The following is a 22,931-nucleotide window of genomic DNA, read 5'->3' on the forward strand; positions in this document are numbered from 1 at the left end:
ACAAAAGGAATACTTATTATTCTTTATATATATTTTACCTATAGCGAGACATTATGTACAATATGAATATAAGGGAGGCATCAATATGAAAAAACTGTTGCTAACCGTTATTCAAATCGCTCTGTTATTTATATTTGCTCGGCTGATTAATTGGGTGACAGCCCTTCTTCATATAAATATTCCCGGCAGTATAATTGGGATTGTGATCCTTTTCACATTATTGCACTTTAAGATCATCAAGCTTGAATGGGTAGAGCTTGGCGCTGCGTGGCTTCTCGGGGAGCTGCTTTTATTTTTTATCCCGTCTGCCGTCGGAGTGATTGAATACGGAGACATTATGTCGAAATTTGGTGTCAGCATTCTGCTCGTTGTCATCATCAGTACGTTTGTCGTGATGGTGTCTACAGGAACGCTTACACAAATCATTGCAAAAAGAAAGGAGAATAAGCATACGTGTTCATCGGAATTGTAAGTTTGTTTTTAACGGTTTTGGTGTATTTAGGAGCTAAAAAGGTATATCAACGCTTTCCGCGTGTCTATACATCGCCGCTATTGGTGACACCTGCTGTGTTAGTCGGTCTGCTGCTGGTAGTGAATGTTCCGTACGAGTCATATAATCTTGGCGGCGGCTTTCTGACCGATATGCTTCAGCCTGCCACCGTGGCATTCGCGATCCCGCTATATAAATATTTCCCTGTTTTAAAGAAATACGCAGTGGAAATTATTTTGAACGTGGCCGTCGGCTCATGCATCGCGATTATTTCAACCGCTCTTATTGCAAAATGGCTTCACCTTGGCACAGGCTTAATTGACAGCCTCGTTCCAAGATCAGTGACAACGCCGATTGCTATGAACGTATCTGAAATGATCGGCGGTATGCCTGCCGTAACAGCCGTGTTTGTCATTTTAACCGCTTTGCTCGGTACAGTGATCGGTCCAATGGTCATCCGCTATTTCCGCATTGATAACGAGATTGCGCGGGGCGTGCTGCTCGGCACAAGCGCACACGGAGCAGGAACGTCTAAAGCATTTGAACTCAGCTCTGTGTCCGGCACGATTTCCAGTGTGTCGATGATCTTAGCTGCGATCATGACGCTTTGTGCGGCGCCGATTTTACTTTCGTTTATGTAAAAAAACACCATTTCTTAGTTAATAAGAGAAATGGTGTTTTTATAATTACTCAATGATACTAGGAAGCCGTTACGCTGCCCTCTTTCACTTCATATATTTCGTCACTAATTAATTCCAGAAAATTTTTGTCGTGACTTGAAACAAGGATTAACTTGTTTCTTTTTTTATATTCGTTCAAAAATATCTTAATTCGTTCAATCGTTGCTTCATCCAATGCATTTGTTGGTTCATCAAGTATTAGAAGATCAGGGTTTTCCATTATCGCTTGGCCTATAGCTAATCGTTGTTTCATTCCTAATGAGAACTTCTTATATTTTCTTGAGTCATTCTTGTCCAAACCAACGACTTCTAAGGCATGGTCTATATCTGCATCTGTAGCCTTCTTTTTTATAGATGCAAGCACTTTTAAATTTTGTTTACCAGTTAAATGAGGAACAAATTCTGGGTTTTCAATAACAATTCCCATGCTCTCCGGAAACGAAATATCCTTATGTAAAATATCCTCGTTTACAGTTATAACCCCTTTGTCCGGCACTAGCAGTCCAGAAACAACTCTGAAAAGCATTGATTTTCCTGAACCGTTAGAACCTCTAAATCCATATATTTTTCCTGATTCTAATTGCAGTGAAACATTGTTTACTACCTTGTTTGAATTCAATGTTTTTGTTACATTCTCTAATGTTACTGAAAAAGACATATTGTTCTCCTTTAGAAAAAGTTTTGACGACCAATTCTCCTTATCGCTAAAAATACCCAAACTATTATTGTAAGAAAAAAGAAAAGCAAATAACTATTATGAACATATCGCGTAAACGCGTAACTGACAAAAGAGTATTTACCTGGAAAAGGAATGTTTACCCAAACCGGTAGTATCAACAAGCCATAGATTATAATGAAGGACAGAATAGGTTTTACCCTTAAGGTCAATACAGACTGACATATACCACAAATTACAAATGTTAAGAACACTGTAAAAAAGGTGTAGATTGTAGCATTGTTATAGTGAAAACTTCCGTGTTTTAAAAAAACAGCTATATGCACTAATAAAATCAGTAACAGACAATAAATAAAACATAATAATATAGTGTAAAGCAGTTTACCAAATAACCAACATTCTCTTGATGAAAATCGAGTAAGGGTAAGAGAAAGCATGTTGCTTCGTTGATAATATAAATAATTACCGTTTAATAACAAATAAAAGCCGCAAATAAAGAAATAAGGGAAAGGTAGAGAAAAAACTCTATTTCCCATCATTGACTCCCAAACTGAGTTAATATCAATTATTTGAAGGCTGCTAACAATTAGAAACAGCAAAAAAATATTAACAACAAGCCAAAAAATCCATAGCCATTTATTTTGTCTCCAAACATTTTTCATGTCATATAAATACATTCTTTATTATCTCCTCAACGTTTGAAAAGATTTTGTTAATTTCAAGCAAATTAAGGTCAGAAAAACAATTACAACAAAAAGATACAGCCTGTCATAAAACAACGTATCAAGTGAATAATCAAAGGTTGAAGATATTGCTTGAATGAATAAAATAGAAAAAGAGTCGTATATATCATTAAATAAAATCAAAAGTACAACAGCTGAACCAATTAAAATTCCATAAGTAGGCGAGATCAATTCAAATATTAAAATAATCAGTTGCACAATAAATAAAATCATTAACCATCCTACTAACAAAAATATGATTTGCATGATTTCATTTTTATTAACCATCTGAAGGCTATTCATAACCCTATCAGGTTTTAAAATGAATGCAGTAAGGAACGTTGTTAGTATTGATAATACTAAAAATACAGTAGTTCTTAACAGAACAAGCACTAATAGAAATCGAAAAAAAATCATTCTATTATTGAAGCGCGAAACAACGTAATTCGAAAAATGCCAGCTATTCATATTTAATAAAAAAATACACACTGTTATAAAACTTGTAGGTGAGCCTAATATATTAGAAAGCATTTTAATTAAGCTAATATTTGTTACTTCGTTAATTGTATTATTATAAAACACGCTCATATTCAACAACATTAAAGATATAAGACTTAAAACAATCTTTTTGCGATTTATTTTTAGAATGTAATACAAAAAATTATTTCTGGACATATTTTTTCATTCCAATAAAACAGCCTATTAAAGATACTATTAAAACGAAAGATGGCACTGCTAAAACATAAAATACCGACATTCCTGTAATTGATTGGATAGGGTTCATTAATAATATTGGTGATAACTGCGGATAAAAAATTTCAAATACAGGTTCTAGAACTAAAACAATAAGAAATGGAGACAAATATGCTAAATACCTATTCTTTAAAAAAGTAGATAGACATACCCCTAGAATTGCAAAAGATCCTGCATAATAAAACAAAATGAATATGTATATTAACATGTATATATTTGGATGATACCTCGCAATTTGATGAAACAGATGATAGTTTTCAACAAATTGTCCGCTTGTTAAGTTATCCCCAAACATGATTGCCATTAGTATAAATGATAATAAAAATGGAAAAACAAACAGGAAACCGCCGCTAATAAATGATGTTATTAATTTTGCTCCAAAATATTTGATTGCAGAACTTCGGGTTATAACAAATTGAAAATAACCGCTTTTCTTTTCTTCTAATACACTTGTGCTATAGGGTAAACAAGAAATTAAAGCAAATAATAATATTAACATCCCGCTAATTACTGAATCATTTGTACCAAGCCAGAAATATAGAGAAAAGCTCAAATGAGACTTATCAAAATAAGGCATATTGAATTTTTGATAGACAGACACAAAAATATCTATCCCAAAAAGGAGAATCATGATTAATAAGGAGAATTTGTATTTATTCGATCCAAAAACATCTTTGATATTATTTTTTAACAGTTGGTAAAACAAAAAAAAACCCCCAATTCAAATAACTAGAAAGAATAAAGCTCTTTCTAGTTACTTGTGAAATTATACCTATCGGTGACTATCAGGACTCCAGACTCCTTTTGCCGAAATAACAACAGCGTTTGGAGTGCCTCTGACCTCTCCAGCAGCTCTAACAGAAGTCTTGCCTCTCTTCTCATATGCAGCACTTGGAATGTTCTTATGCTGACCGTTAGTAACATCTACATAGTGACCGCCCGATATAGTATCTTCTTTATCTTTATCAACAATCCATAAACGTAATGTTCGATCTTTACCTATCCAAGAGTTTTTTTGATATACAGAAGAATCATTATACTTGGTTCTTGCTGGCGTATATGCATTAACATGGCACCCTTTTGGCTTTCGAGATAATAATCAGAGTCTTTTGTACCTTCTTTTGCTAATACATTAGTGGTTATAAAACCAGATAAAAGAACCATTGTCCCGAGAGAATATGTAAATATACTTTTCATTTTCACTATTAAATTATTCTTTTGTATTAGATATATAAGGATTATATACATATAGTTTCTATTTGTAAAATATTAGTTTTTGTTTTTAATCAAACAACTCTTTCCGCAGATAATGTATCCGCTCAATGGTCGTTCTCAATTTCCACACGGGGCGTGCTGCTCGGCACAAGCGCACATGGAGCAGGAACGTCTAAAGCATTTGAACTCAGCTCTGTGTCCGGCACGATTTCCAGTGTGTCGATGATCTTAGCTGCGATCATGACGCTTTGTGCGGCGCCGATTTTACTTTCGTTTATGTAAAAACTGTCCTTTTCAAGGACAGTTTTTTTTATGTGCTTCTCCTTATTGAAAAGCTGCAGAATTCCAATATAATGTATTTGTGGATACTAAAGGAGGCACCCCCATGCACAACTTGCAGGTGAGACGGCATTACGCCGCGTTAAAGGGATTTTATTTGTTTGCGTTTCTTGGCACAGGCAGCATTATCCCTTTACTCAGTATGTATTTAACGAAAGAACAGCATTTGAGCGGATCACAGGTTGGTTTGATTATGTCCCTCGGCCCGATTGTGATGATTTTCTTTCAGCCATTTTGGGGCATGCTAAGCGATTATACGCAAAAAACAAAAAGCCTGCTTGCGGTTTGCACATCGATTACGGGTATCATTGGTTTAGGCTATATTGCATTTGACGGCTTTCCGCTGCTTATTTTGATAGCGGCCTGTTTTGCAGCCTTTCAAAGCACAATTATTCCGTTATCGGACAGCATTTCGCTAAGGTACACACACGAAACAAACGGAAACTACGGCGGAATCCGCCTGTTTGGTTCTCTCGGTTTCGGACTCGCAGTGTTTGTCATGGGGCAGGTAACAAATCAGCTGTATCCCCTTCACGTGATCTTTATCTTTGCCTGTGTCTTTCTGTGCGTTGCCGCCATATTGGCCTCCCAAATGCCTGGCCAGCAGAAATCAAAAACAAAGGCCAATATCCGCAAAGGATTCCGGGAGCTTATCAGTAACAAAACGTTCCTCATCTTTATGATCATCACCTTTACGACATTTGCTCCAAACTTAGCGAACAATACGTATTTCAGTCTTTTTCTGGACGAAAGCGGCGCATCACTTTCCGCTATCGGCGTTTTATTTTTCATTGGCGTGATTTCGGAAATTCCATTTATGCGATTTGCCCAAACATTGATAGATAAAATGGGGCTGCTCAACATCATTATGCTGTCAGGCGGAATTTCATTATTCAGGTGGGTGCTCTATTTCACTGCGCCTTCATTATGGATCATTTATGCGACAGTTTTTCTTCAAGGAGCCGCCATCGGTTTATTTATCCCGGCGGCGCTTCAATATGTGAAAAAAATTACCCCAAGCCACGTGGAAGCGACGGCGCTGACCATGTACGCCGCTATCGGCAATGGATTCGGCAACTGGTTCTGCACATTTGCAGGCGGATATATTTTTGACTACGTGTCAATCTTTGCAGTTTACTTGCTTTTTGGCATTCTGAGCATAGCAGGCTTTGGACTGACATTATATTTAATGAAGGCTGAAAAAAACAAACATACTCTTCATCATCAAGCTGTTACTTTTAAACCATAATGACGATAATGAAAAAGAGAGAGGATGTGCACGATGAACGGACAAGAGCGAAACAGCATTTCAAAAGGAGTACAGGTTGATATTGTATTGAAAGCAGATCAAAAAACAGGAAAACTGACGAGAGGGACAGTGAAGGATATTTTGACGAAATCAAGCTTTCATCCGCACGGCATTAAAGTCCGGCTTGAAGACGGCCGCATCGGCCGCGTCCAGAAAATCATTTCCACATAAAAAAAGCTGCTCCTAAAACGGGCAGCTTTTTGCTTTATTTTTTCTGGAGAAAGACCACTTTTAAATAGTTGCCTTCCGGAAATGCCGAAGTTGTTTTGAAATCCTCTGGCAGTGTAAATTCCTCAATGATGGTGTAGCGTTCATTTGTTTCTTTAAAGGCAGCATCAATAAAGCCTTTGAATTTCTTCATGCCGAAGGCGCTGCTGTTTGTGGAAGCAACGATGATGCCCTTGTCAGCTGTGATCGCGATCGTTTCCTTTAACAGGTTTTTGTAATCCTTGGCCGCGCTGAAGGTGCGCTTTTTTGTCCGTGCAAAGGAAGGCGGGTCGAGAATAATTAAATCAAAACGGAGATTCTTTTTCGCCGCGTATGAAAAATAGTTAAACACGTCCATTACCTTAATATCGTGCGCCTCGTAATCGAGCTTGTTCACGCTGAATTGCTCGATCGTTTTGGCCAGGCTTCGGTTTGCCACGTCCACGCTTGTTGTTTTTTCCGCTCCGCCAAGCGCCGCTGCCACGGAGAATGCACCCGTATAAGAAAACGTATTTAACACTGTTTTTCCTTTAGCATACCGGTCTCTGATCGCCTTGCGCACATGTCTCTGATCCAAAAAGATACCCGTCATGGCGCCTTCATTTAGATCAACCGCGTATTGAATGCCGTTTTCCTGAATAATGAGCGGGAATTCGCCTCTTGTCCCTTTCACGAAATCATCATCTTCAACATACTGTCCAGCCGTGTCGAAGCGCTTTTTCTCGTAAACCGCTTTATAATCAAGATTCAGTTCATCCAAAGCGGAAATCAGCATGTCTTTAAAAGTGTAAATGCCTTTGCTGTACCACTGAACCAGCAGGTAGCCGCCATAATAGTCGATTGTGACGCCGCCGATGCCGTCGCCTTCGCCATTGAACAGGCGGAAAGCCGTTGTATCTTGGGCGGTGAATAGTTTGGCGCGCGCTTGAACCGCTTTTGTTAATTTGCCGAGAAAAAATGCTTGGTCAATCTGTTCATCTTTGTTGCGGGTGAGCGTCCAGCCGACCCCTTTGTTTTGCAGACCATAATAGCCTCGCGCGAGAAACTCGCCGCTTTCTGACACGATATCAATGAGGTCTCCTTCTTTCACATGTCCCGCACTCCCTGCGAGAGCTTCCTTATCGATGAGCGGATAGCCTTTTTTGATTTTTGCAGCGTGTGCTTTCTTTAAGGTGAGTAGCTTCATATCTGTTCGTCCTCTTTCTGTTTGCTTTCCCTTATCGTACCACAAAACGCCAAGATGTCTGCATTGACAGAAAGGAAAGGTTTTTCTACGATAGACAAATAAGAGTTACGAGGAGGAACAGCATGGCAAAACGAATTGATCATACAGGCATTATGGTAAGAGATATGAACGCGTCCATCACATTTTATGAAGAGGTTCTCGGCATGAAATTGAAGGATCGCATCACACATACGAACGGTGTGATCGAGCTTGCTTTTCTCGGCTTTGAAGACGGCCCGGAAACAGAAATTGAACTGATTCAAGGCTACAGCAGCGAGCTTCCCGCCGAAGGAAAAGTACATCACATCGCCCTGCTGACGGATGACATCGCGGCTGAATATACAAAAGCGGAAAGAATGAACGCGAAATTTATCGATAAAGAGATCACAACACTTCCAAACGGATACCGTTATTTTTATATCGAAGGTCCTGATGGTGAGTGGATTGAGTTCTTTCAGCGTTAAAAATAAAGAACGTACATGCTGAGATGTACGTTCTTTTTTCATCTATACCAGCTCATATACGTTGACTCATCGCAAATCATGGCTCCCCAGCCCATACGCAGAATCAATTCATTGATGTTTTCACCTTTAACACCCATAAACACAAAGTCCTTTTTATCAGTCAAGATGAACTCTGTGACAGCAATATCAAATCTGTCTGCAAGTTCGACTCAGTTATGTTCGGAAAACAGCTAGAGGACATATTTCCCTTACATGAAACAGATTGCCTTTTCCCCTTATTTTTTTTTCGATCACATAACATTCTTCTCCCCTGCTTCAGCCGCACTCTCTTCCTTCCATTTTTGATAGTCCCATATTCTGAAAAACGGATAGTAGAGGACGCAGGTGATCAGCAGATTCACCAGCTGCATAACGGCGCCTGATACTTTTCCGCCTGTCGCCAGGTAGCCTGATATGAGCGGCGGCATTGTCCATGGCACGGCGATGCCGGCCGGCCTAGCCACCAGTCCAGTGCTCATGCCGATATAAGTTGCGGTTATTGTAAGGAGCGGTGCGATGATGAACGGAACGATAAGAAGCGGGTTCATGACAAGCGGCATGCCGAAAATGATCGGCTCGTTAATATTAAATAGCGCAGGGCCAATCCCCAAGCGGCCAAGCTGCTTCATTTGTTTGCTCCGTGAGCGTACCAGCATAGTCAGGACAAGCGCCAGCGTCGCTCCGCTTCCGCCGACATTGATCCAGATTTGAAAAAATTGAGTCGTAAAAATACTCGGAAGCGCCTCACCCGCCTGAAACGCGAGACGGTTAGCATCCATCGCGCCATACCAAATCGGCGCCATAATTCCGCCGATGATGGAAGCTCCGTGAATCCCGCATGACCAAAGCAGCATCTGTACAAATTCAGCGATCAGGCTTCCGCCGAGACTGCCGCCAAGAATCGAAAGCGGTGTGCCAAGCAGATCTCCTACGACATTGTGCAGGCTCTGAAATGGCGTCATTTCAATCAACAGACGTGCCAGCCATACGAAAAACACAATGATAAAGCCGGGAATCAGCGCGACAAATGATTTACTTACCGCCGGCGGCACGCCGTCTGGCATTTTGAAAACGATATTTTTTTGAATAATGTACCGGTACATTTCCGTTGAAAACAAAGCGATCAGCATAGCGACAAATAAGCCTTTGCTGCCAAGCAGTGTAATTGGGATTCCGCCGCCGACTAATGTGGATTCGGTTGAACCATCCGGCGTAAACGGCACCTCAAACGGTGTTGCCAATAGAAATGCTGCAATTGATATCGCGCCAGCCGAAAGAGCATCAACGCCATAGCTTTCCGCAAGACGATAAGCGATGCCAAAAGCGGCGATCATCGCCATAATATCAAATGAAGCATTAACGGGATAACTGAGCTTATCCGCCCACTCTTCCCCAAACACACTCGCCATGAAATCTGCATAACCCGGAATCGGCAGGCTCGTTAAAATCAAAAAGACAGACCCGATAATAATCAGCGGCATGGTTAGGATAATTCCGTCACGCAATGCGCTGAGATGCCGCTGTCCGGCAATTTTCCCGGCGACAGGCATTATTTTTTCTTCCATCACCCGAGTGAATGCGGTCATCTGAATAGCCCCCTTTTTCATTGCTTTGTGAACAACCTTCGCAATGTTTTCTTTATCTTATTTTGTAAACGCTTACATATTCATTCGAAAAATTTCCTCTTTCTCCGGAAAAAATCTAAATGCTGCTAAACAACCCTGTTCATTAAAAATATCCCCCTTACTATTAAACTCTGTTTTTTCTCCGATATATATATCAAACATCATAGAAAGAGGAGATTCATCATGAAAAACATGTCTTGCAAACTTGTTGTATCAGTCACTCTGTTTTTCAGTTTTCTCGCCATAGGCCCTCTCGCTCACGCGCAAACAAGCAGCGAGAAAGAAGTTATTGTGGTTTATAAAAATAATGCCGGCAAAGATACCGTCCTTGACAGCGATGCTGAGATTGGACAGCAGTATAAGCACCTTCCAGCTGTAGCAGTCACAGCAGATCAGGAGACAGTAAAAGAATTAAAACAAGACCCTGATATTTTGTATGTTGAAAACAATGTTTCATTGACCGCAGCGGGCGGCACAGATATCAAAGTGCTTTCAGGCAGCACTAAGGCCTCTGACAACTTCGGGCAGTGGAACCTTGAACCAATTCAAGTAAAACAGGCTTGGAAAGCGGGACTGACAGGCAAGAATGTCAAAATTGCAGTCATCGACAGCGGGATCTCCCCCCATGATGACCTGTCGATTGCCGGCGGGTTTTCAGCTGTCAGCTATACCTCTTCTTACAAAGATGATAACGGCCACGGAACACATGTCGCAGGGATTATCGGAGCTAAGCATAACGGCTACGGAATTGACGGCATCGCACCTGAAGCACAAATATACGCGGTTAAAGCGCTTGATCGGAACGGTTCGGGGGATCTTCAAAGCCTTCTTCAAGGAATCGATTGGTCGATCACAAACAGGATGGATATTATCAATATGAGCCTTGGCACGACGGCAGACAGCAACATCCTCCATGACGCCGTGGACAAAGCATATGAGCAAGGCATTCTGCTTGTTGCCGCAAGCGGAAATGACGGAAACAGCAAGCCAGTGAACTATCCGGCCGCGTACAGCAGTGTCGTTGCGGTTTCAGCAACAAATGAAAATAATCGGCTTGCCTCCTTCTCAACGACTGGGAATGAAGTTGAATTTTCAGCGCCGGGAACAAATATCACGAGCACTTACTTAAACCAATATTATGCGACTGGGAGCGGAACATCACAAGCGACACCTCACGCCGCTGCCATGTTTGCTTTGTTAAAACAGCGTGATCCTGCCAAGACAAATGTGCAGCTTCGAGCGGATATGCAGAAAAATATCTTTGATCCGGGAGCCCCAGGCCGCGATCAGCAATTTGGCTATGGCTTAATCCAGTATAAAGTGCAGAAATCAGACTCAGGGTACACGACGACAGAACAAGCAGTAAAAAAAGCGGAACAAACAAAAGCACAAACCGATATCGACAAAGCGAGAAAGCTCGTCAGCAAGCTTCCGAATTCCAACGCCAAAACAGCCCTGCAAAAAAGACTGGATAAAGTACAGTCATACAGAGATGTAAAAGATGCGAAAGACAAAGTGGCAAAGGCGGAAAAATATAAAACACAGCAGACCGTTGATACAGCACAAACTCCTATTAATAAGCTTTCAAACGGAACAGATAAAAAGAATCTGCAAAAACGCTTAGACCAAGTAAAACGCTACATCGCATCAAAGCAGGCGAAAGAGAAAGTGGCGAAAGCGGAAAAAAGCAAAAGGAAACCAGATGTTGACAGCGCACAATCAACAGTCAGCAAGCTTCCGGCAGGTTCAGAAAAAACGGGCCTGCAAAAACGCCTGAACAAAGTGAAGAGCGCCAATTTGAAAACAGCGCAGCAATCTGTATCTGCGGCTGAAAAGAAGCCAACCGATGCAAATACGGCAAAAGCACAATCAGCAGTCAATCAGCTACAATCCGGCAAAGACAAAACGTCATTGCAAAAACGGGTAGATAAAGTGAAGAAAAAAGCGGCAGCAGCCAAAGCAAAACATATCGAAACTGCCAAAACCAAAGTTAAGAAAGCGGAAAAAGACAAAACAAAAAAATCAAAGAAATCCGCTCAATCCGCAGTGAATCAGTTAAAAGCATCCAATGAAAAAACAAAGCTGCAAAAACGGCTGAATGCCGTTAAACCGAAGAAGTAACCAAAAAGCCTGTAAGACTTATATTTTAGGGTCTTAGAGGCTTTTTTTTATTCAAAAAAACAACCATACGCAACCTTTTTCCCATTTTACCCGCAGGCTTTTTCTACTATTGCTATCAAGCGATGAACATCATAAAATGAACGTTATTACAGTTATCACCACATATGGAGGGATTGTGACTGGCAGGCAGGCAAGCCCCAATGATGCAAAGGGAGTATAAATGCCTAAAAACAGGGCATTTTCAACTCTTCTTTTCGTGTTGGACTCATAACGGCGCCATGGATACCCCCTTATTCTCATGCTCCGTCACCGATGCGGGCATTTTTTGTGCTGTTCCTGCACGTTTTGTCATTTTCAGCCGGTATTTCTCACTTTTTTCACTTTGATTGTCAACTTTTCATTTGATACGATAAACAAGCCGACTTTTCTTCTGCAAAGGAGGTTTTGATTGCTTGCAAAAAGAAATCGCAAAAGAACTAGTGCTCCTCGCAGGAGGAAAAAGCAATATTATCAGCATCAGCCATTGTACGACTCGTCTTCGTTTTAATATAAAAGACGAGACGAAAATCGATATACAAGCCATAGAAAACCTGCAAGGCGTACAGGGCACCTTTTTTCGATATGGGCTATTCCAGATTATCTTTGGAGCGGGCGTCGTTCATAAAATATATAAAGAAGTCGTTCAGATGTGGGAGGCCATGCCTTCTAAAGAACCTGTTCAACAGAAAAAGGCCAGCCGAAAGCTGAACCCTGTCGCAGCATTTGCAAAAACACTATCCGATATCTTTGTGCCGATCATCCCTGCAATAACGGCAAGCGGCCTGCTCATGGGAATGATCGGGATGATTAAGGTGTTTCACTGGTTCGCAGCGGGAAGTCCGTGGATCAAAATACTTGATCTCGTGTCCAGCACAGCCTTTATTTTGCTGCCGATTTTGGTCGGCTTCAGTGCCGCACGGCAATTTGGCAGCAACCCTTATTTAGGGGCAGTGCTGGCAGGGCTCCTGACGCATCCTGATTTGCTGGACCCATCTATGCTCGGCAGTAAAACTCCCGCTTTCTTAGACATGGGAGGGCTGCATATTCCGTTGATGGGCTATCAGGGTTCCATTATACCGATTCTTCTCTCCGTTTATGTCATGAGCCAAATTGAGAAGCTCTTAAAATTGATTGTGCCGAAGTCGCTTGATGTCGTCATCATTCCTTTTATTACAGTTATGGTGACAGGGTGCCTCTCACTGATAATGATGAATCCCGTTGCGTCCATCATCGGCCAGATCATGACACAGTCGATTGTCTATATTTATGATCACGCCGGCATTGTTGCCGGAGCCCTGTTCGGCGGCATTTACTCCACTATCGTTCTGTCTGGCCTGCATCATAGCTTTTATGCGATTGAGGCAACGCTGCTTGCTGATCCGCATGTCGGCGTGAACTTTTTAGTGCCGATATGGTCGATGGCGAATGTGGCTCAAGGCGGAGCGGGCCTTGCGGTTTTCTTCAAAACAAAACAATCAAATTTGAAGAAAATTGCGCTCCCCGCTTCCCTGACCGCGTTTTTAGGCATTGTAGAACCGATTATATTCGGAGTAAATGTCAAACTGATCCGTCCCTTTATCGGAGCCGCCATCGGCGGCTCTATTGGCGGAGCATACGTGGTTGCAGCTCATGTCGTTTCGAATTCCTATGGGCTGACAGGCATTCCGATGATTTCGATCGTGTTGCCGTTCGGCGCCGCCAATTTTGTTCATTATATAATCGGTATTTTGATCGCAGCCGTCTCTGCTTTTATAGCTACATTGTTTCTCGGGTTTAAAGAAGAGACAGAATAACTGGATTTATTCGTTTTCATTCATAAAACGGGGGATGAAAGGACAAAAAAGCTATGAAAATTAAAAGAATTTTAAATCATAATGCTATCGTCGTAAAGGATCAAAATACAGAGAAGATTCTCTTAGGTGCAGGAATCGCGTTCGACAAAAGGAAGAATGATATTGTCGACCAGTCAAAAATAGAAAAAACGTTTGTCAGAAAAGATACAGATGACTATAAGCAGTTCGAAGAGATTTTAGAAACATTGCCGGAGGATCATATTCAGATGTCCGCGCAAATTATTTCCCATGCTGAAAAAGAGCTGAACATCAAAATCAACGAGCGAATTCACGTCGCCTTTTCAGACCATCTTTCCTTTGCGATCGAACGCCTGAGCAAGGGAATGATCATTAAAAACCCGCTGTTAAATGAGATCAAAGTTCTTTACCCGAAGGAATTCCAGATCGGCTTGTGGGCCAGAGCCCTGATTAAAGAGAAAACAGGGATTCACATTCCCGATGATGAAATCGGCAATATCGCCATGCACATCCATACAGCAAGAAACAATGCAGGGGATATGACACAGACGCTTGATATTACAACGATGATCCGTGATATTATCGGGATTATTGAAATTCAGCTGTCGATCAATATTGTGGAGGATACCATCTCTTATGAACGGCTTGTGACCCATCTCCGCTTTGCCATTCAGCATATCAAAGCGGGCGAATCCATTTACGAGCTGGATGCGGAAATGATCGACATTATTAAAGAGAGGTTTAAAGATGCCTTCCTGTGTGCCCTAAGCATCGGCACATTTGTGAAGAAGGAGTACGGCTTTGAGTTTCCTGAAAAAGAATTATGTTATATCGCCATGCATATTCAGCGGTTTTACCAGCGGTCAGTTGCACGCTGAGACAAAACAAAAACGCTTTTGAGATGATCAAAAGCGTTTTTACATTTATTGGTTCATTGCCGGATTGCTGATCGTACTCCACTTCGTATATGACATGTAGTGGAAATATTGATCGCGATACGGGTGTTTCGTATTGGAATTCCAAGGCTTTTCTCCGCCGCAGAAGTGAACAATAGCTGGGTTCTCTCTCGTTTCTCTATATTGCTTCTGGCCTGACAGTGTCGCAGGCTTTTTTTGTTTTAAAATGATATAAGTTTGAGCGTTCCAACGCGGATGAAGTTCATACCACTTATCATACAAGATCGCATTCAGTGCATCTTGGTCATGCAGCACAAGAAAATCTTCGTCAGGGTGTTCATTGATAAAGTCGATAACTTTTTCTGTGATGTTTTGCTTTCTCCAAGGTTCAAAGTCAATAATCATGATACCTGAGTTAAAATACTTCCCTGTATCACTGACGTTCATTTCTTTCAAGCGTTCATGCTGTCCCGCATCCTCAACAGCAGCAACTGTATACGGCGCAATATCCAAGTCCCACAGTTTTGAAACATCCTCAAGAATCAGCGCATCACAGTCGATATAAATCATTCGTTTGATGTTCTCATCCTTAATTAAGTCAGGAATTGAAATGCGGTAATACGCCGCTTTTGTAATATGGGTGCTCTCTACCGCATGTTCATACATATTGGGGTCCACTTCTAAAAACTCAATCGGCACGCCGAATTTCAAAGTGGTTTCTTCCAGTCTCTTTTTGTTATCAGGTTCAATTCCGCCATCAATGACGTATAATTTTACCGCTCTCTCCTGATCCATATTTGTCAATAAAGAAACGAACATTCCACCTAAATGACGAGCATAATTATCATCTGCGCATGACACGATATGCATAACTTCATCTTTCTTCAATGGTATTCATCTCCCTTTGTGTTGTACAAGTTACATTCCCGATTTCAAAAAAATAAACACCATTCATCCAAAATTTTTTTGATAGAATGTGCTGTACAACAAAAAGGGTGTCATGTCTTGAACATCCGATAAAGCCAAAAAAGGGCAAAAAAACTTACGAGCATAATCGCTTCAGCAACGGGAATATACCACGGCCAAGTCCCGAGAACATCCAAAAGAGAAGCTCCGCTCGGTTTTTTCGTCAAATACATATAATTCGCGTCAAGCCACCGGTCAAGCAGATAAATACAGACTCCGTACATATTAACAATGAGAACTGTCTTCCATAAAGAACGCTGCCTGAGCCTGAACGTCCCAATTACCGACATCAGCAGACAAGACAGAAACACGGACCCATGCGAAATAAAAAAGAGGATATAACGGATATGCGGAAATGAAAACATCCCGAGATCAGGAGTGGCAAGCGCCTGAATTGAGCTGCTGATGCCGGCAAAATACAAAAATACAAACAGCACCCTGCTCTTGGTCAACAGCATGATGGCTGACAAATACACCGACAGGTCACTGAGCTGGAGGGGCAATGAAGTGCGCACCGACCACATGCCTGCGGCGATCATCCATATATGATAACCGATTTGCGAACCAAGCAGCAGAACCACCAGCAAATGACGTAAAAAACGGCTGATCTTAAAGCGTTGGACCATCCCTCGGAACAGAAACAACAGCACGGCCAAAAGGGTGATGATCGACAATGTCACCACGTGCTCTGCTGAAAAAAGCTGGAATGGGTCATGTTTATAGACGGATTGAACATATTTTTGCAAGACTGCACCCCATTTGCGGGTTTTTGTTTATTTTGGCGTTATTCGGGCTTTTTTTATTCAATCAATAACGATAGTCGACCTGTCCGCCCTTAAAGCACTTTGTACAGGTATAAAGAATGATCTTTTCAAAAACACTCCTATCTTGCAGGGAATTCCTTTAGCATCCCGAAATATTCCCCATCCATACATTAGGGGAGGTTTTATTCTGATGAAAAAGCTTTTGACTGTAATGACAATGGTCGTTGTAACTGCCGGCACGATTTTCACGCCGACACAAAGTGTCACCCCTGCTGCCCGCGCTGTTCAAATAGCAGATAGTGAGCAGGAGCTTCCATTCCAAGCAAAGCGGGCGTACTCCACCATTTCCCAGCTCAGTGAAGCAATCGGCCCCAGAATAGCCGGAACTGCCGCTGAAAAAAAGAGTGCCCTATTTATCGCCTCGGCCTTGAGAACACTAAATCTGGATGTGAAGGTTCAACGATTCAGTATTCCTGACAGGCTTGAGGGAACACTTTCTTCAGAAGGACATGATATTCTTCTTCGAGCGGCATCCGGCTCAGCCCCAACTGAGAAACAAGGGCTGACGGCGCCGCTTTACAATGCCGGCTTAGGTTATCCAAAGGACTTCACCGCTGACATTAAGGGCAAAATCGCCTTAATCTCCAGAGGAGACCTGACATTTTACGAAAAAGCCAAAAATGCCGAAGACGCCGGAGCGAAGGCCGTCATCATTTATAACAACAAAGAAAGCCTCGTGCCTGTGACGCCAAATCTGTCAGGAAATAAGATTGGCATCCCTGTGGTCGGTATTAAAAAAGAAGACGGTGAAACCCTTACTCAGCAGAAAGAAGCCACCTTAAAACTAAAAGCAATCACTAACCAAACCTCCCAAAACATCATCGGAATCAAAAAGCCCAAAAATATCAAACATCCAAACATTGTGTATGTGACAGCCCATTACGATAGTGTGCCTTTTTCACCCGGAGCAAATGACAACGCCTCGGGAACCTCTGTCGTGCTGGAAATGGCGCGTGTCTTAAAAAGTATTCCTTCTGATAAAGAAATCCGCTTTATCGCTTTTGGCGCTGAAGAGCTCGGTCTGCTCGGCTCCTCTCATTATGTAGATCACCTATCTGGAAAAGAGCTGAAAAAAAGCGAAGTGAACTTCAACTTAGACATGGTAGGCACAAGCTGGGAGAAAGCGTCTGAGCTGTATGTCAACACATTGGACGGCCAACCGAACGAGGTTTGGGCATCCAGCCATACCGCTGCTGAAAAAATTGGATTTGACAGCCTGTCTCTCACACGGGGAGGATCTTCTGATCATGTGCCGTTCCACGAAGCCGGCATTGATTCGGCTAACTTTATATGGGGTGACCCGGAAACTGGAGAAGTCGAGCCATGGTATCATACCCCGGAAGACTCGATCGAGCATGTCAGCAAAGAACGCCTCCAGCAAGCGGGTGATCTTGTAACAAACGCTGTCTATCAAGCTGTGAAAAAAGAGAAGAAACCGAAAACCATTAAGAAACAAACGAAGGCGGAAACCTCTGATATTTATGAAGATATCAAATAAAAAAAGACGGCGCATCTGCCGTCTTTTCAGCGTGATATTTCTCTAATCTACTTCTTTCTTAATCCCCAGCATTTTCTCGTCTAAGTAATGGGCGATCTCCGCGGCTTCCTTCAGCTCATCTGTTAATTGCTTAGGAACGTCATTGTTCAATTTGTAGTAAATTTTATGTTCAAGGCTCGCCCAGAAATCCATCGCGATCGTCCGAATTTGAATTTCTGCTTTGACATATTCCACGCGGTTCGTTAAATTCACAGGCATCTCAATAATTAAATGCAGACTTCGGTAGCCGTTCGGTTTAGGCGTCTGGATATAATCTTTCACTTTTACAATTCTCAAATCTTCATGCTGCTTTAAAACATTCACGACATTATAAATATCTGAAATAAAGGAACAAATAATGCGTACACCGGCAATGTCATTAATGTGCTCCTTCATTTCCTTCGTCGTAATCTCACAGCCCTTTCTCATTAACTTATTCACAATACTCTCAAAGCTTTTGACACGGGATTTCGTATGTTCAATCGGATTATGACCGTGTATGAGGTTATATTCCTGGCTGATAATTGAAAACTTTGTATCCAAGGCATCCAGCGCAAATTTATAAACTAATAATTCATTTTTCCAATCTTCCATTACTGTTTTTAAATCGTCCATATGCGTTACAGATAAATCCATTTTCATCATCTCCTTTAACGGATATTTATCCGCTGTCCATGTACTAGACGTGTCTGGCTGCTGCAAGGTTTTGTGAATTTTTCTTCACAAAATGCAATCAAATGTAACAAAAAAAGATCGCCCAAACGAGCGATCTTTCTTTTCATCGGAAGTAACTGATCAATAATCCGATCGAGAGCAGGAATCCGAAAAATGTATTTGTTTGGGCTGTTGATTTCATTGCGATAATCATATTCATCGGCATTTCTTTTTGGACGAAGCCCTTCACTGCCTGAACCGGCTTAGGCACGCTCAAAAAGACAACAAACAGCCATGGGCTTGCGGCACCGGTGATGACCAAGCCGACAACCCAAATATAAGCGACAGCAAACGACGCAGCCAAGAGAGTAACAGCTCCCTTATGCCCCATCAAAATTGCCAATGTTTTGCGCCCGCCTTTTTTGTCCTCTTCAATATCGCGAATGTTGTTCGACAGGTTAATCGCGCCGACAAGAATGGCAATTGGGATTGAAATCAAAATGCTTTGCATATAGATCTTATCAGTCTGAATAAAAAACGAAATCAGCACAAACATCGAACCCATGCAAATGCCTGAGAATAACTCACCGAACGGCGTGTATGCAATCGGCAGCGGTCCGCCTGTATACAGGTAACCAATCGCCATGCCGACAAGGCCGATCACAGCGAGCCACCAGCTGCTGTTCGCGCAAATATAGACGCCGAGCAGGATGGCAATCCCGTATGACGCGAGAGCTAATTGCAAAATCGTCTTAGGCTTCATTCCGTGACGTACAATGGCTCCTCCGATTCCGACAGACTCTGCTGTATCCAACCCGCGTTTAAAATCATAGTATTCATTAAATAAGTTCGTCGCGATCTGAATCCATAAGCAAGAAAACAGCATAGCCAGAAACAGCAGCAGATCAACTTTCACATAAAACATCGCCAAAACCGTTCCGAGCAGCACAGGCACAAACGATGCGGTTAACGTATGAGGACGGGTTAACTGCCAAAGGATCTGCCCCATGCTTTCTTTTTCCGGCGCTGTCTGACCCTTATTTGTTTGGTTCATCTTCCTCTTCCTTTCTATTAAAAGGCTTACTTTTTTTCAGCCGGCAGCTTTGATAAAAACTCCTTTTGCTTCCTTATCTATCATAATGACTTCTCCCCCATTTCACAAGATACCGCAAGAAGGCGTTTTCTTTCTTATTATACGCTTTCTGTCCCGATATCATTAGGTTTCCGCTCTCACCTGAACAAATAGGTACAGAAAAATTTTTTTAAATGCATTACGCTTTTTAAAAGTTAAAGAAAGATCTTTTGACTCCAGTGATCTTTCCCTTTATGATCAGCAAGAAGCTCCCGTATGATAAAGATTCACTTTCAAAAGAAGACGCCGATATATTAATCTGAGGGAGATTAGGGAAAAAATGAAACTTTTTGATGATTTATTCGTCAATACTCATGTAATTGTCGAAAAAACGGGAAGGGAATTTTTGATATGCTGCAATTGATGAAACAGCTGTATGAAAAACCCGCTGTCAAGTGGGCATGTCATACAGGATTTTATTTGATGATACTGCTCGTTTTGTTTTTTATGTATGGTTTTCACACCGCGAATACCGGTTCATATATTTATAACGATTTCTAAATGGAGAGAGAATAATGATGAAACTTTTACATGCTATTCAAACAAATGCGGAATCTTATCCGCAATCGGATGCCTTCCGCTCTCAAGGCCAGTCGCTCACATATCTGGAATTATGGGAGCAGTCTGACCGCGCGGCTGCCGCGATCCAAAAACGCATATCCGGAGAAAAGAAATCTCCTATCCTTGTGTACGGCCATATGGAGCCGCACATGATCGTTTCCTTCTTAGGGAGCGTTAAGGCAGGACACCCTTATATTCCGGTTGATATGTCCATTCCGTCCGAGCGGATTGCGAAAATTATCGAAAGTTCTGGAGCAGAATTGCTGATCCATACAGCCGGACTTCCAATTGATGCAGATATTCAGACGGTTTCTGCGGAAGAACTGCTGGAAAACACGGACGGCCCTGTCAGCCAAGATCAATGGGTCAAGGAACACGAGACGTTTTATATCATTTACACTTCCGGAAGCACAGGAAATCCTAAAGGCGTGCAGATTTCCGCTGCGAACCTTCAAAGCTTTACAGACTGGATTTGTGCTGACTTTCCAGTTAACGGAGGAAAAACATTTTTAAACCAAGCACCGTTTTCATTTGATTTATCTGTCATGGATCTTTATCCGTGCCTTCAATCAGGCGGGACTTTACACTGTGTAACAAAGGACGCTGTGAATAAGCCGAAAATCTTATTCGAAGAGCTGAAAAAATCCGGGCTGAATGTGTGGACATCAACCCCTTCCTTTGCACAGATGTGCCTGATGGACCCAGGGTTTTCACAGGAGCTGCTGCCTGAAGCAGACACATTTATGTTTTGCGGAGAGGTTCTGCCGGTTTCTGTTGCAAAAGCGCTGCTTGAGCGTTTTCCGAAAGCAAAAATCTTTAATACGTACGGTCCGACTGAAGCGACAGTGGCTGTCACATCTGTTGAAATTACAGAGGACATCATCAGCCGCAGCGAATCGCTGCCAGTAGGCTACGCGAAGCCAGATATGAACATTATCATTATGGATGATCAGGGACAGCCGCTTCCTGATGGAGAAAAAGGAGAAATCATCATTGCAGGGCCTAGTGTAAGCCAAGGCTACCTTGGAGAGCCCGAGCTGACTGATAAAGCGTTTTTCTCTTATGAAGGCGAGTGGGCGTACCGAACTGGCGATGCCGGCTTTATCCAAGATGGTCAGATTTTCTGCCAAGGGCGTTTGGATTTCCAAATTAAACTTCACGGCTACCGAATGGAGCTGGAGGAAATTGAGGTCCATGTCAGACAGTCTCAATACGTTCGCTCTGCTGTCGTGATCCCGTATCAGCCAAACGGAACCGTTGAGTATCTGATCGCAGCTATTGTGCCTGAGAAGCATGAGTTCCAGAAGGAATTCCAGCTGACAAGCGCCATAAAAAAAGAGCTTGCCGCTTCCCTTCCGGCGTATATGATCCCGAGAAAATTCATTTATCAGGATCACATTCAAATGACGGCTAACGGCAAAATTGACCGAAAACGCATCGGTGAAGAGGTTCTTGTATGACGCCTTACAGCTCGTTTTTATTTTTTATACTGCTTGGCATTCTTCTTCTGCCGACAATCATACTCGGCTTGAACGGAAAAAGATTTCAAGCATACAACATGTTCATATCTATCGTTATATTGGCTTTGATTTTTTCGCACGACTTACACGGGGCCATCGCGCTATGCCTGTTTACGGTATGGCAGGTGCTCCTGATCAGCGGCTATCTGGCATACCGGCAGAAAGCGAATAGCGGCTTTGTTTTTTGCGGAGCTGTTATCGCGTCGATTCTGCCTTTATTCTTGTCAAAAATATGGCCGTTTCTTTCACACCCGCAGCCGCATCAGCCGACACTTAACCTGATCAGCTTTTTAGGGATTTCGTATTTAACCTTTAAAGGCGTTCAGCTGATTATGGAGGCAAGAGACGGCCTGCTGAAAGAACAGCTGCCGCTGCACCGCTTGCTGTATTTCATCCTGTTTTTCCCGACGATTTCTTCCGGCCCGATCGACAGATACCGCCGATTCGTCAAGGATGAACAGAAGGCTTGGACAAAAGAAGAATACGCCGACCTATTGTATACTGGAATACATAAAATCTTTATCGGTTTCCTGTATAAGTTTATAATCGGTTATGCGATCAATACGTACTTCATCATGAATCTTCCCGCGATCACGCACAATAAGATTCTCGGGAACTTGCTGTACATGTACGGCTACAGCCTGTATTTGTTCTTTGATTTCGCCGGCTACACCATGTTTGCCGTCGGGGTCAGCTATATCATGGGTATTAAATCACCGGAAAACTTTAATAAACCGTTTATCAGTAAAAATATTAAAGATTTCTGGAATCGCTGGCATATGTCTCTGTCATTCTGGTTCAGAGATTATGTGTTCATGAGATTCGTATTTTGGATGACAAAGAAAAAGTGGATCAAAAACCGTATGGCCACCTCAAACATCGGGTATTTCCTGCTGTTTATGCTGATGGGGGTTTGGCACGGGCTTGCGCCGCAATATATCATCTACGGCCTCTATCATGCCGTGCTGATGACGTGCTACAACTTTTTCGAGAAATGGAATAAGAAATACAAATGGCTGCCGTCCAACCGGTGGACAACGGTTCTTGCGATTGTGATCACGTTCCATTTCGTTTGCTTTGGATTTTATATTTTCTCAGGAAAACTATTTCATCATCATTAAAGGAG

The 22,931-nt window shown here is 42.2% G+C and carries 20 protein-coding genes and 4 pseudogenes; 13 read left to right on the plus strand and 11 right to left on the minus strand.

Annotation, left to right across the window (positions count from 1 at the left end; translation table 11 throughout):
• Positions 1 to 85: 85 nt before the first annotated feature.
• Both AAGG74_RS13225 and AAGG74_RS13230 read left to right on the plus strand, forming a co-directional pair.
• Positions 86 to 472, plus strand: a complete 387-nt coding sequence (locus tag AAGG74_RS13225; protein ID WP_162103752.1) for a CidA/LrgA family holin-like protein — start codon at positions 86 to 88, stop codon at positions 470 to 472.
• Entirely contained in the window at positions 454 to 1,131 is a 678-nt protein-coding gene (locus AAGG74_RS13230; RefSeq protein WP_429675769.1) for a CidB/LrgB family autolysis modulator, read from the plus strand. Before AAGG74_RS13225 ends, AAGG74_RS13230 begins: the two co-directional genes overlap by 19 nt.
• A gap of 58 nt (positions 1,132 to 1,189) precedes the next feature.
• Here the strand turns inward: AAGG74_RS13230 and AAGG74_RS13235 are convergent, their stop codons facing one another.
• The 3 genes and pseudogenes from AAGG74_RS13235 to AAGG74_RS23535 form a co-directional block, all read right to left on the minus strand.
• Positions 1,190 to 1,828 carry an ATP-binding cassette domain-containing protein gene (locus tag AAGG74_RS13235; RefSeq protein WP_429675770.1) on the minus strand — a complete coding sequence of 213 codons (639 nt, stop codon included), beginning with the start codon at positions 1,826 to 1,828 and terminating at the stop codon, positions 1,190 to 1,192.
• 1,401 nt (positions 1,829 to 3,229) lie between these two features.
• Positions 3,230 to 4,027 carry an ABC transporter permease gene (locus tag AAGG74_RS13240; RefSeq protein ID WP_429675771.1) on the minus strand — a complete coding sequence of 266 codons (798 nt, stop codon included), beginning with the start codon at positions 4,025 to 4,027 and terminating at the stop codon, positions 3,230 to 3,232.
• A gap of 66 nt (positions 4,028 to 4,093) precedes the next feature.
• Positions 4,094 to 4,327 (minus strand): annotated as a pseudogene (locus AAGG74_RS23535) (hypothetical protein); the annotation flags it as partial.
• Between the two features lie 338 nt (positions 4,328 to 4,665).
• Here AAGG74_RS23535 and AAGG74_RS13245 point away from each other — a divergent pair.
• The 3 genes and pseudogenes from AAGG74_RS13245 to AAGG74_RS13255 form a co-directional block, all read left to right on the plus strand.
• Positions 4,666 to 4,818: pseudogene (locus AAGG74_RS13245) on the plus strand (LrgB family protein); the annotation flags it as partial.
• A 103-nt stretch (positions 4,819 to 4,921) separates the two neighbouring features.
• On the plus strand, positions 4,922 to 6,124 hold the full coding sequence (locus tag AAGG74_RS13250) for an MFS transporter (protein ID WP_162103750.1): 1,203 nt from the start codon (positions 4,922 to 4,924) through the stop codon (positions 6,122 to 6,124).
• A 33-nt stretch (positions 6,125 to 6,157) separates the two neighbouring features.
• The gene (locus AAGG74_RS13255; protein WP_162103749.1) at positions 6,158 to 6,355 is read left to right on the plus strand and encodes a YwbE family protein; all 198 of its coding nucleotides are present in this window, start codon (positions 6,158 to 6,160) and stop codon (positions 6,353 to 6,355) included.
• Between the two features lie 34 nt (positions 6,356 to 6,389).
• On the opposite strand, the gene AAGG74_RS13260 is transcribed toward AAGG74_RS13255, so the two are convergent.
• Positions 6,390 to 7,577, minus strand: coding sequence for a class I SAM-dependent rRNA methyltransferase (locus tag AAGG74_RS13260; protein ID WP_225493188.1), 1,188 nt, complete (start codon positions 7,575 to 7,577; stop codon positions 6,390 to 6,392).
• Between the two features lie 122 nt (positions 7,578 to 7,699).
• Here AAGG74_RS13260 and glxA point away from each other — a divergent pair, with 122 nt between their 5' ends.
• Positions 7,700 to 8,080 carry a glyoxalase GlxA gene (gene glxA, locus AAGG74_RS13265; RefSeq protein WP_225493187.1) on the plus strand — a complete coding sequence of 127 codons (381 nt, stop codon included), beginning with the start codon at positions 7,700 to 7,702 and terminating at the stop codon, positions 8,078 to 8,080.
• A 38-nt stretch (positions 8,081 to 8,118) separates the two neighbouring features.
• On the opposite strand, the pseudogene AAGG74_RS13270 reads toward glxA, so the two are convergent.
• Together AAGG74_RS13270 and celB are read right to left on the minus strand one after the other, a co-directional pair.
• Positions 8,119 to 8,300, minus strand: a pseudogene (locus tag AAGG74_RS13270) (DUF2711 domain-containing protein); the annotation flags it as partial.
• 70 nt (positions 8,301 to 8,370) lie between these two features.
• Entirely contained in the window at positions 8,371 to 9,705 is a 1,335-nt protein-coding gene (gene celB / locus AAGG74_RS13275) for a PTS cellobiose transporter subunit IIC (protein WP_225493186.1), read from the minus strand.
• 222 nt (positions 9,706 to 9,927) lie between these two features.
• On the opposite strand from celB, the gene epr reads away from it, so the two are divergent.
• The 3 genes from epr to sacY all read left to right on the plus strand — a co-directional run bounded on the left by epr (position 9,928) and on the right by sacY (position 14,593).
• A complete protein-coding gene (gene epr / locus AAGG74_RS13280) occupies positions 9,928 to 11,865 on the plus strand; it encodes a minor protease Epr (protein WP_429675772.1) in 1,938 nt (645 codons plus the stop codon).
• 452 nt (positions 11,866 to 12,317) lie between these two features.
• On the plus strand, positions 12,318 to 13,697 hold the full coding sequence (locus AAGG74_RS13285) for a sucrose-specific PTS transporter subunit IIBC (RefSeq protein ID WP_225493184.1): 1,380 nt from the start codon (positions 12,318 to 12,320) through the stop codon (positions 13,695 to 13,697).
• A 53-nt stretch (positions 13,698 to 13,750) separates the two neighbouring features.
• Complete coding sequence (sacY, locus tag AAGG74_RS13290; protein ID WP_162103743.1) at positions 13,751 to 14,593, plus strand: transcription antiterminator SacY; 843 nt, start codon at positions 13,751 to 13,753, stop codon at positions 14,591 to 14,593.
• 45 nt (positions 14,594 to 14,638) lie between these two features.
• Here sacY and AAGG74_RS13295 read toward each other — a convergent pair whose 3' ends face one another.
• Both AAGG74_RS13295 and AAGG74_RS13300 read right to left on the minus strand, forming a co-directional pair.
• Positions 14,639 to 15,499: a glycosyltransferase family 8 protein gene (locus AAGG74_RS13295; protein ID WP_429675773.1), complete on the minus strand. Its 861-nt coding sequence runs from the start codon at positions 15,497 to 15,499 to the stop codon at positions 14,639 to 14,641.
• 110 nt (positions 15,500 to 15,609) lie between these two features.
• The gene (locus tag AAGG74_RS13300; RefSeq protein WP_429675774.1) at positions 15,610 to 16,323 is read right to left on the minus strand and encodes a YwaF family protein; all 714 of its coding nucleotides are present in this window, start codon (positions 16,321 to 16,323) and stop codon (positions 15,610 to 15,612) included.
• Between the two features lie 208 nt (positions 16,324 to 16,531).
• On the opposite strand from AAGG74_RS13300, the gene AAGG74_RS13305 reads away from it, so the two are divergent.
• Positions 16,532 to 17,899, plus strand: coding sequence for a M28 family metallopeptidase (locus AAGG74_RS13305; protein WP_429675775.1), 1,368 nt, complete (start codon positions 16,532 to 16,534; stop codon positions 17,897 to 17,899).
• Positions 17,900 to 17,941: 42 nt separating this feature from the next.
• On the opposite strand, the gene ywaC is transcribed toward AAGG74_RS13305, so the two are convergent.
• From ywaC to AAGG74_RS13320, 3 genes and pseudogenes are all read right to left on the minus strand, one after another.
• A complete protein-coding gene (ywaC, locus tag AAGG74_RS13310) occupies positions 17,942 to 18,574 on the minus strand; it encodes a GTP pyrophosphokinase YwaC (protein ID WP_003222250.1) in 633 nt (210 codons plus the stop codon).
• A 142-nt stretch (positions 18,575 to 18,716) separates the two neighbouring features.
• Entirely contained in the window at positions 18,717 to 19,646 is a 930-nt protein-coding gene (locus tag AAGG74_RS13315; RefSeq protein WP_162103738.1) for a 1,4-dihydroxy-2-naphthoate polyprenyltransferase, read from the minus strand.
• Positions 19,647 to 19,808: 162 nt separating this feature from the next.
• A pseudogene (locus tag AAGG74_RS13320) lies at positions 19,809 to 19,945 on the minus strand (hypothetical protein).
• 130 nt (positions 19,946 to 20,075) lie between these two features.
• Here AAGG74_RS13320 and AAGG74_RS13325 point away from each other — a divergent pair.
• The 3 genes from AAGG74_RS13325 to dltB are packed head-to-tail and all read left to right on the plus strand — an operon-like array spanning position 20,076 to position 22,926.
• Positions 20,076 to 20,225, plus strand: a complete 150-nt coding sequence (locus AAGG74_RS13325; RefSeq protein WP_162103735.1) for a teichoic acid D-Ala incorporation-associated protein DltX — start codon at positions 20,076 to 20,078, stop codon at positions 20,223 to 20,225.
• Positions 20,226 to 20,242: 17 nt separating this feature from the next.
• On the plus strand, positions 20,243 to 21,745 hold the full coding sequence (dltA, locus tag AAGG74_RS13330) for a D-alanine--poly(phosphoribitol) ligase subunit DltA (protein ID WP_162103984.1): 1,503 nt from the start codon (positions 20,243 to 20,245) through the stop codon (positions 21,743 to 21,745).
• Entirely contained in the window at positions 21,742 to 22,926 is a 1,185-nt protein-coding gene (dltB, locus tag AAGG74_RS13335) for a D-alanyl-lipoteichoic acid biosynthesis protein DltB (protein WP_162103733.1), read from the plus strand. The genes dltA and dltB overlap by 4 nt, the downstream gene beginning before the upstream one ends.
• Positions 22,927 to 22,931: the final 5 nt, after the last annotated feature.

It is taken from the genome of Bacillus mexicanus (assembly GCF_050445615.1).
Classification (GTDB): Bacteria; Bacillota; Bacilli; order Bacillales; family Bacillaceae; genus Bacillus; species Bacillus mexicanus.

What these genes read in the sequence shown, in the direction of transcription:
- AAGG74_RS13225 (WP_162103752.1), top strand. Translation starts at nt 86, where the DNA reads ATGAAAAAACTGTTGCTAACCGTTATTCAAATCGCTCTGTTATTTATA.
- AAGG74_RS13235 (WP_429675770.1), bottom strand. Translation starts at nt 1,828, where the DNA reads ATGTCTTTTTCAGTAACATTAGAGAATGTAACAAAAACATTGAATTCA.
- AAGG74_RS13250 (WP_162103750.1), top strand. Translation starts at nt 4,922, where the DNA reads ATGCACAACTTGCAGGTGAGACGGCATTACGCCGCGTTAAAGGGATTT.
- AAGG74_RS13255 (WP_162103749.1), top strand. Translation starts at nt 6,158, where the DNA reads ATGAACGGACAAGAGCGAAACAGCATTTCAAAAGGAGTACAGGTTGAT.
- AAGG74_RS13260 (WP_225493188.1), bottom strand. Translation starts at nt 7,577, where the DNA reads ATGAAGCTACTCACCTTAAAGAAAGCACACGCTGCAAAAATCAAAAAA.
- glxA (WP_225493187.1), top strand. Translation starts at nt 7,700, where the DNA reads ATGGCAAAACGAATTGATCATACAGGCATTATGGTAAGAGATATGAAC.
- celB (WP_225493186.1), bottom strand. Translation starts at nt 9,705, where the DNA reads ATGACCGCATTCACTCGGGTGATGGAAGAAAAAATAATGCCTGTCGCC.
- epr (WP_429675772.1), top strand. Translation starts at nt 9,928, where the DNA reads ATGAAAAACATGTCTTGCAAACTTGTTGTATCAGTCACTCTGTTTTTC.
- sacY (WP_162103743.1), top strand. Translation starts at nt 13,751, where the DNA reads ATGAAAATTAAAAGAATTTTAAATCATAATGCTATCGTCGTAAAGGAT.
- AAGG74_RS13305 (WP_429675775.1), top strand. Translation starts at nt 16,532, where the DNA reads ATGAAAAAGCTTTTGACTGTAATGACAATGGTCGTTGTAACTGCCGGC.
- ywaC (WP_003222250.1), bottom strand. Translation starts at nt 18,574, where the DNA reads ATGGATTTATCTGTAACGCATATGGACGATTTAAAAACAGTAATGGAA.
- AAGG74_RS13315 (WP_162103738.1), bottom strand. Translation starts at nt 19,646, where the DNA reads ATGAACCAAACAAATAAGGGTCAGACAGCGCCGGAAAAAGAAAGCATG.
- AAGG74_RS13325 (WP_162103735.1), top strand. Translation starts at nt 20,076, where the DNA reads ATGCTGCAATTGATGAAACAGCTGTATGAAAAACCCGCTGTCAAGTGG.
- dltA (WP_162103984.1), top strand. Translation starts at nt 20,243, where the DNA reads ATGAAACTTTTACATGCTATTCAAACAAATGCGGAATCTTATCCGCAA.
- dltB (WP_162103733.1), top strand. Translation starts at nt 21,742, where the DNA reads ATGACGCCTTACAGCTCGTTTTTATTTTTTATACTGCTTGGCATTCTT.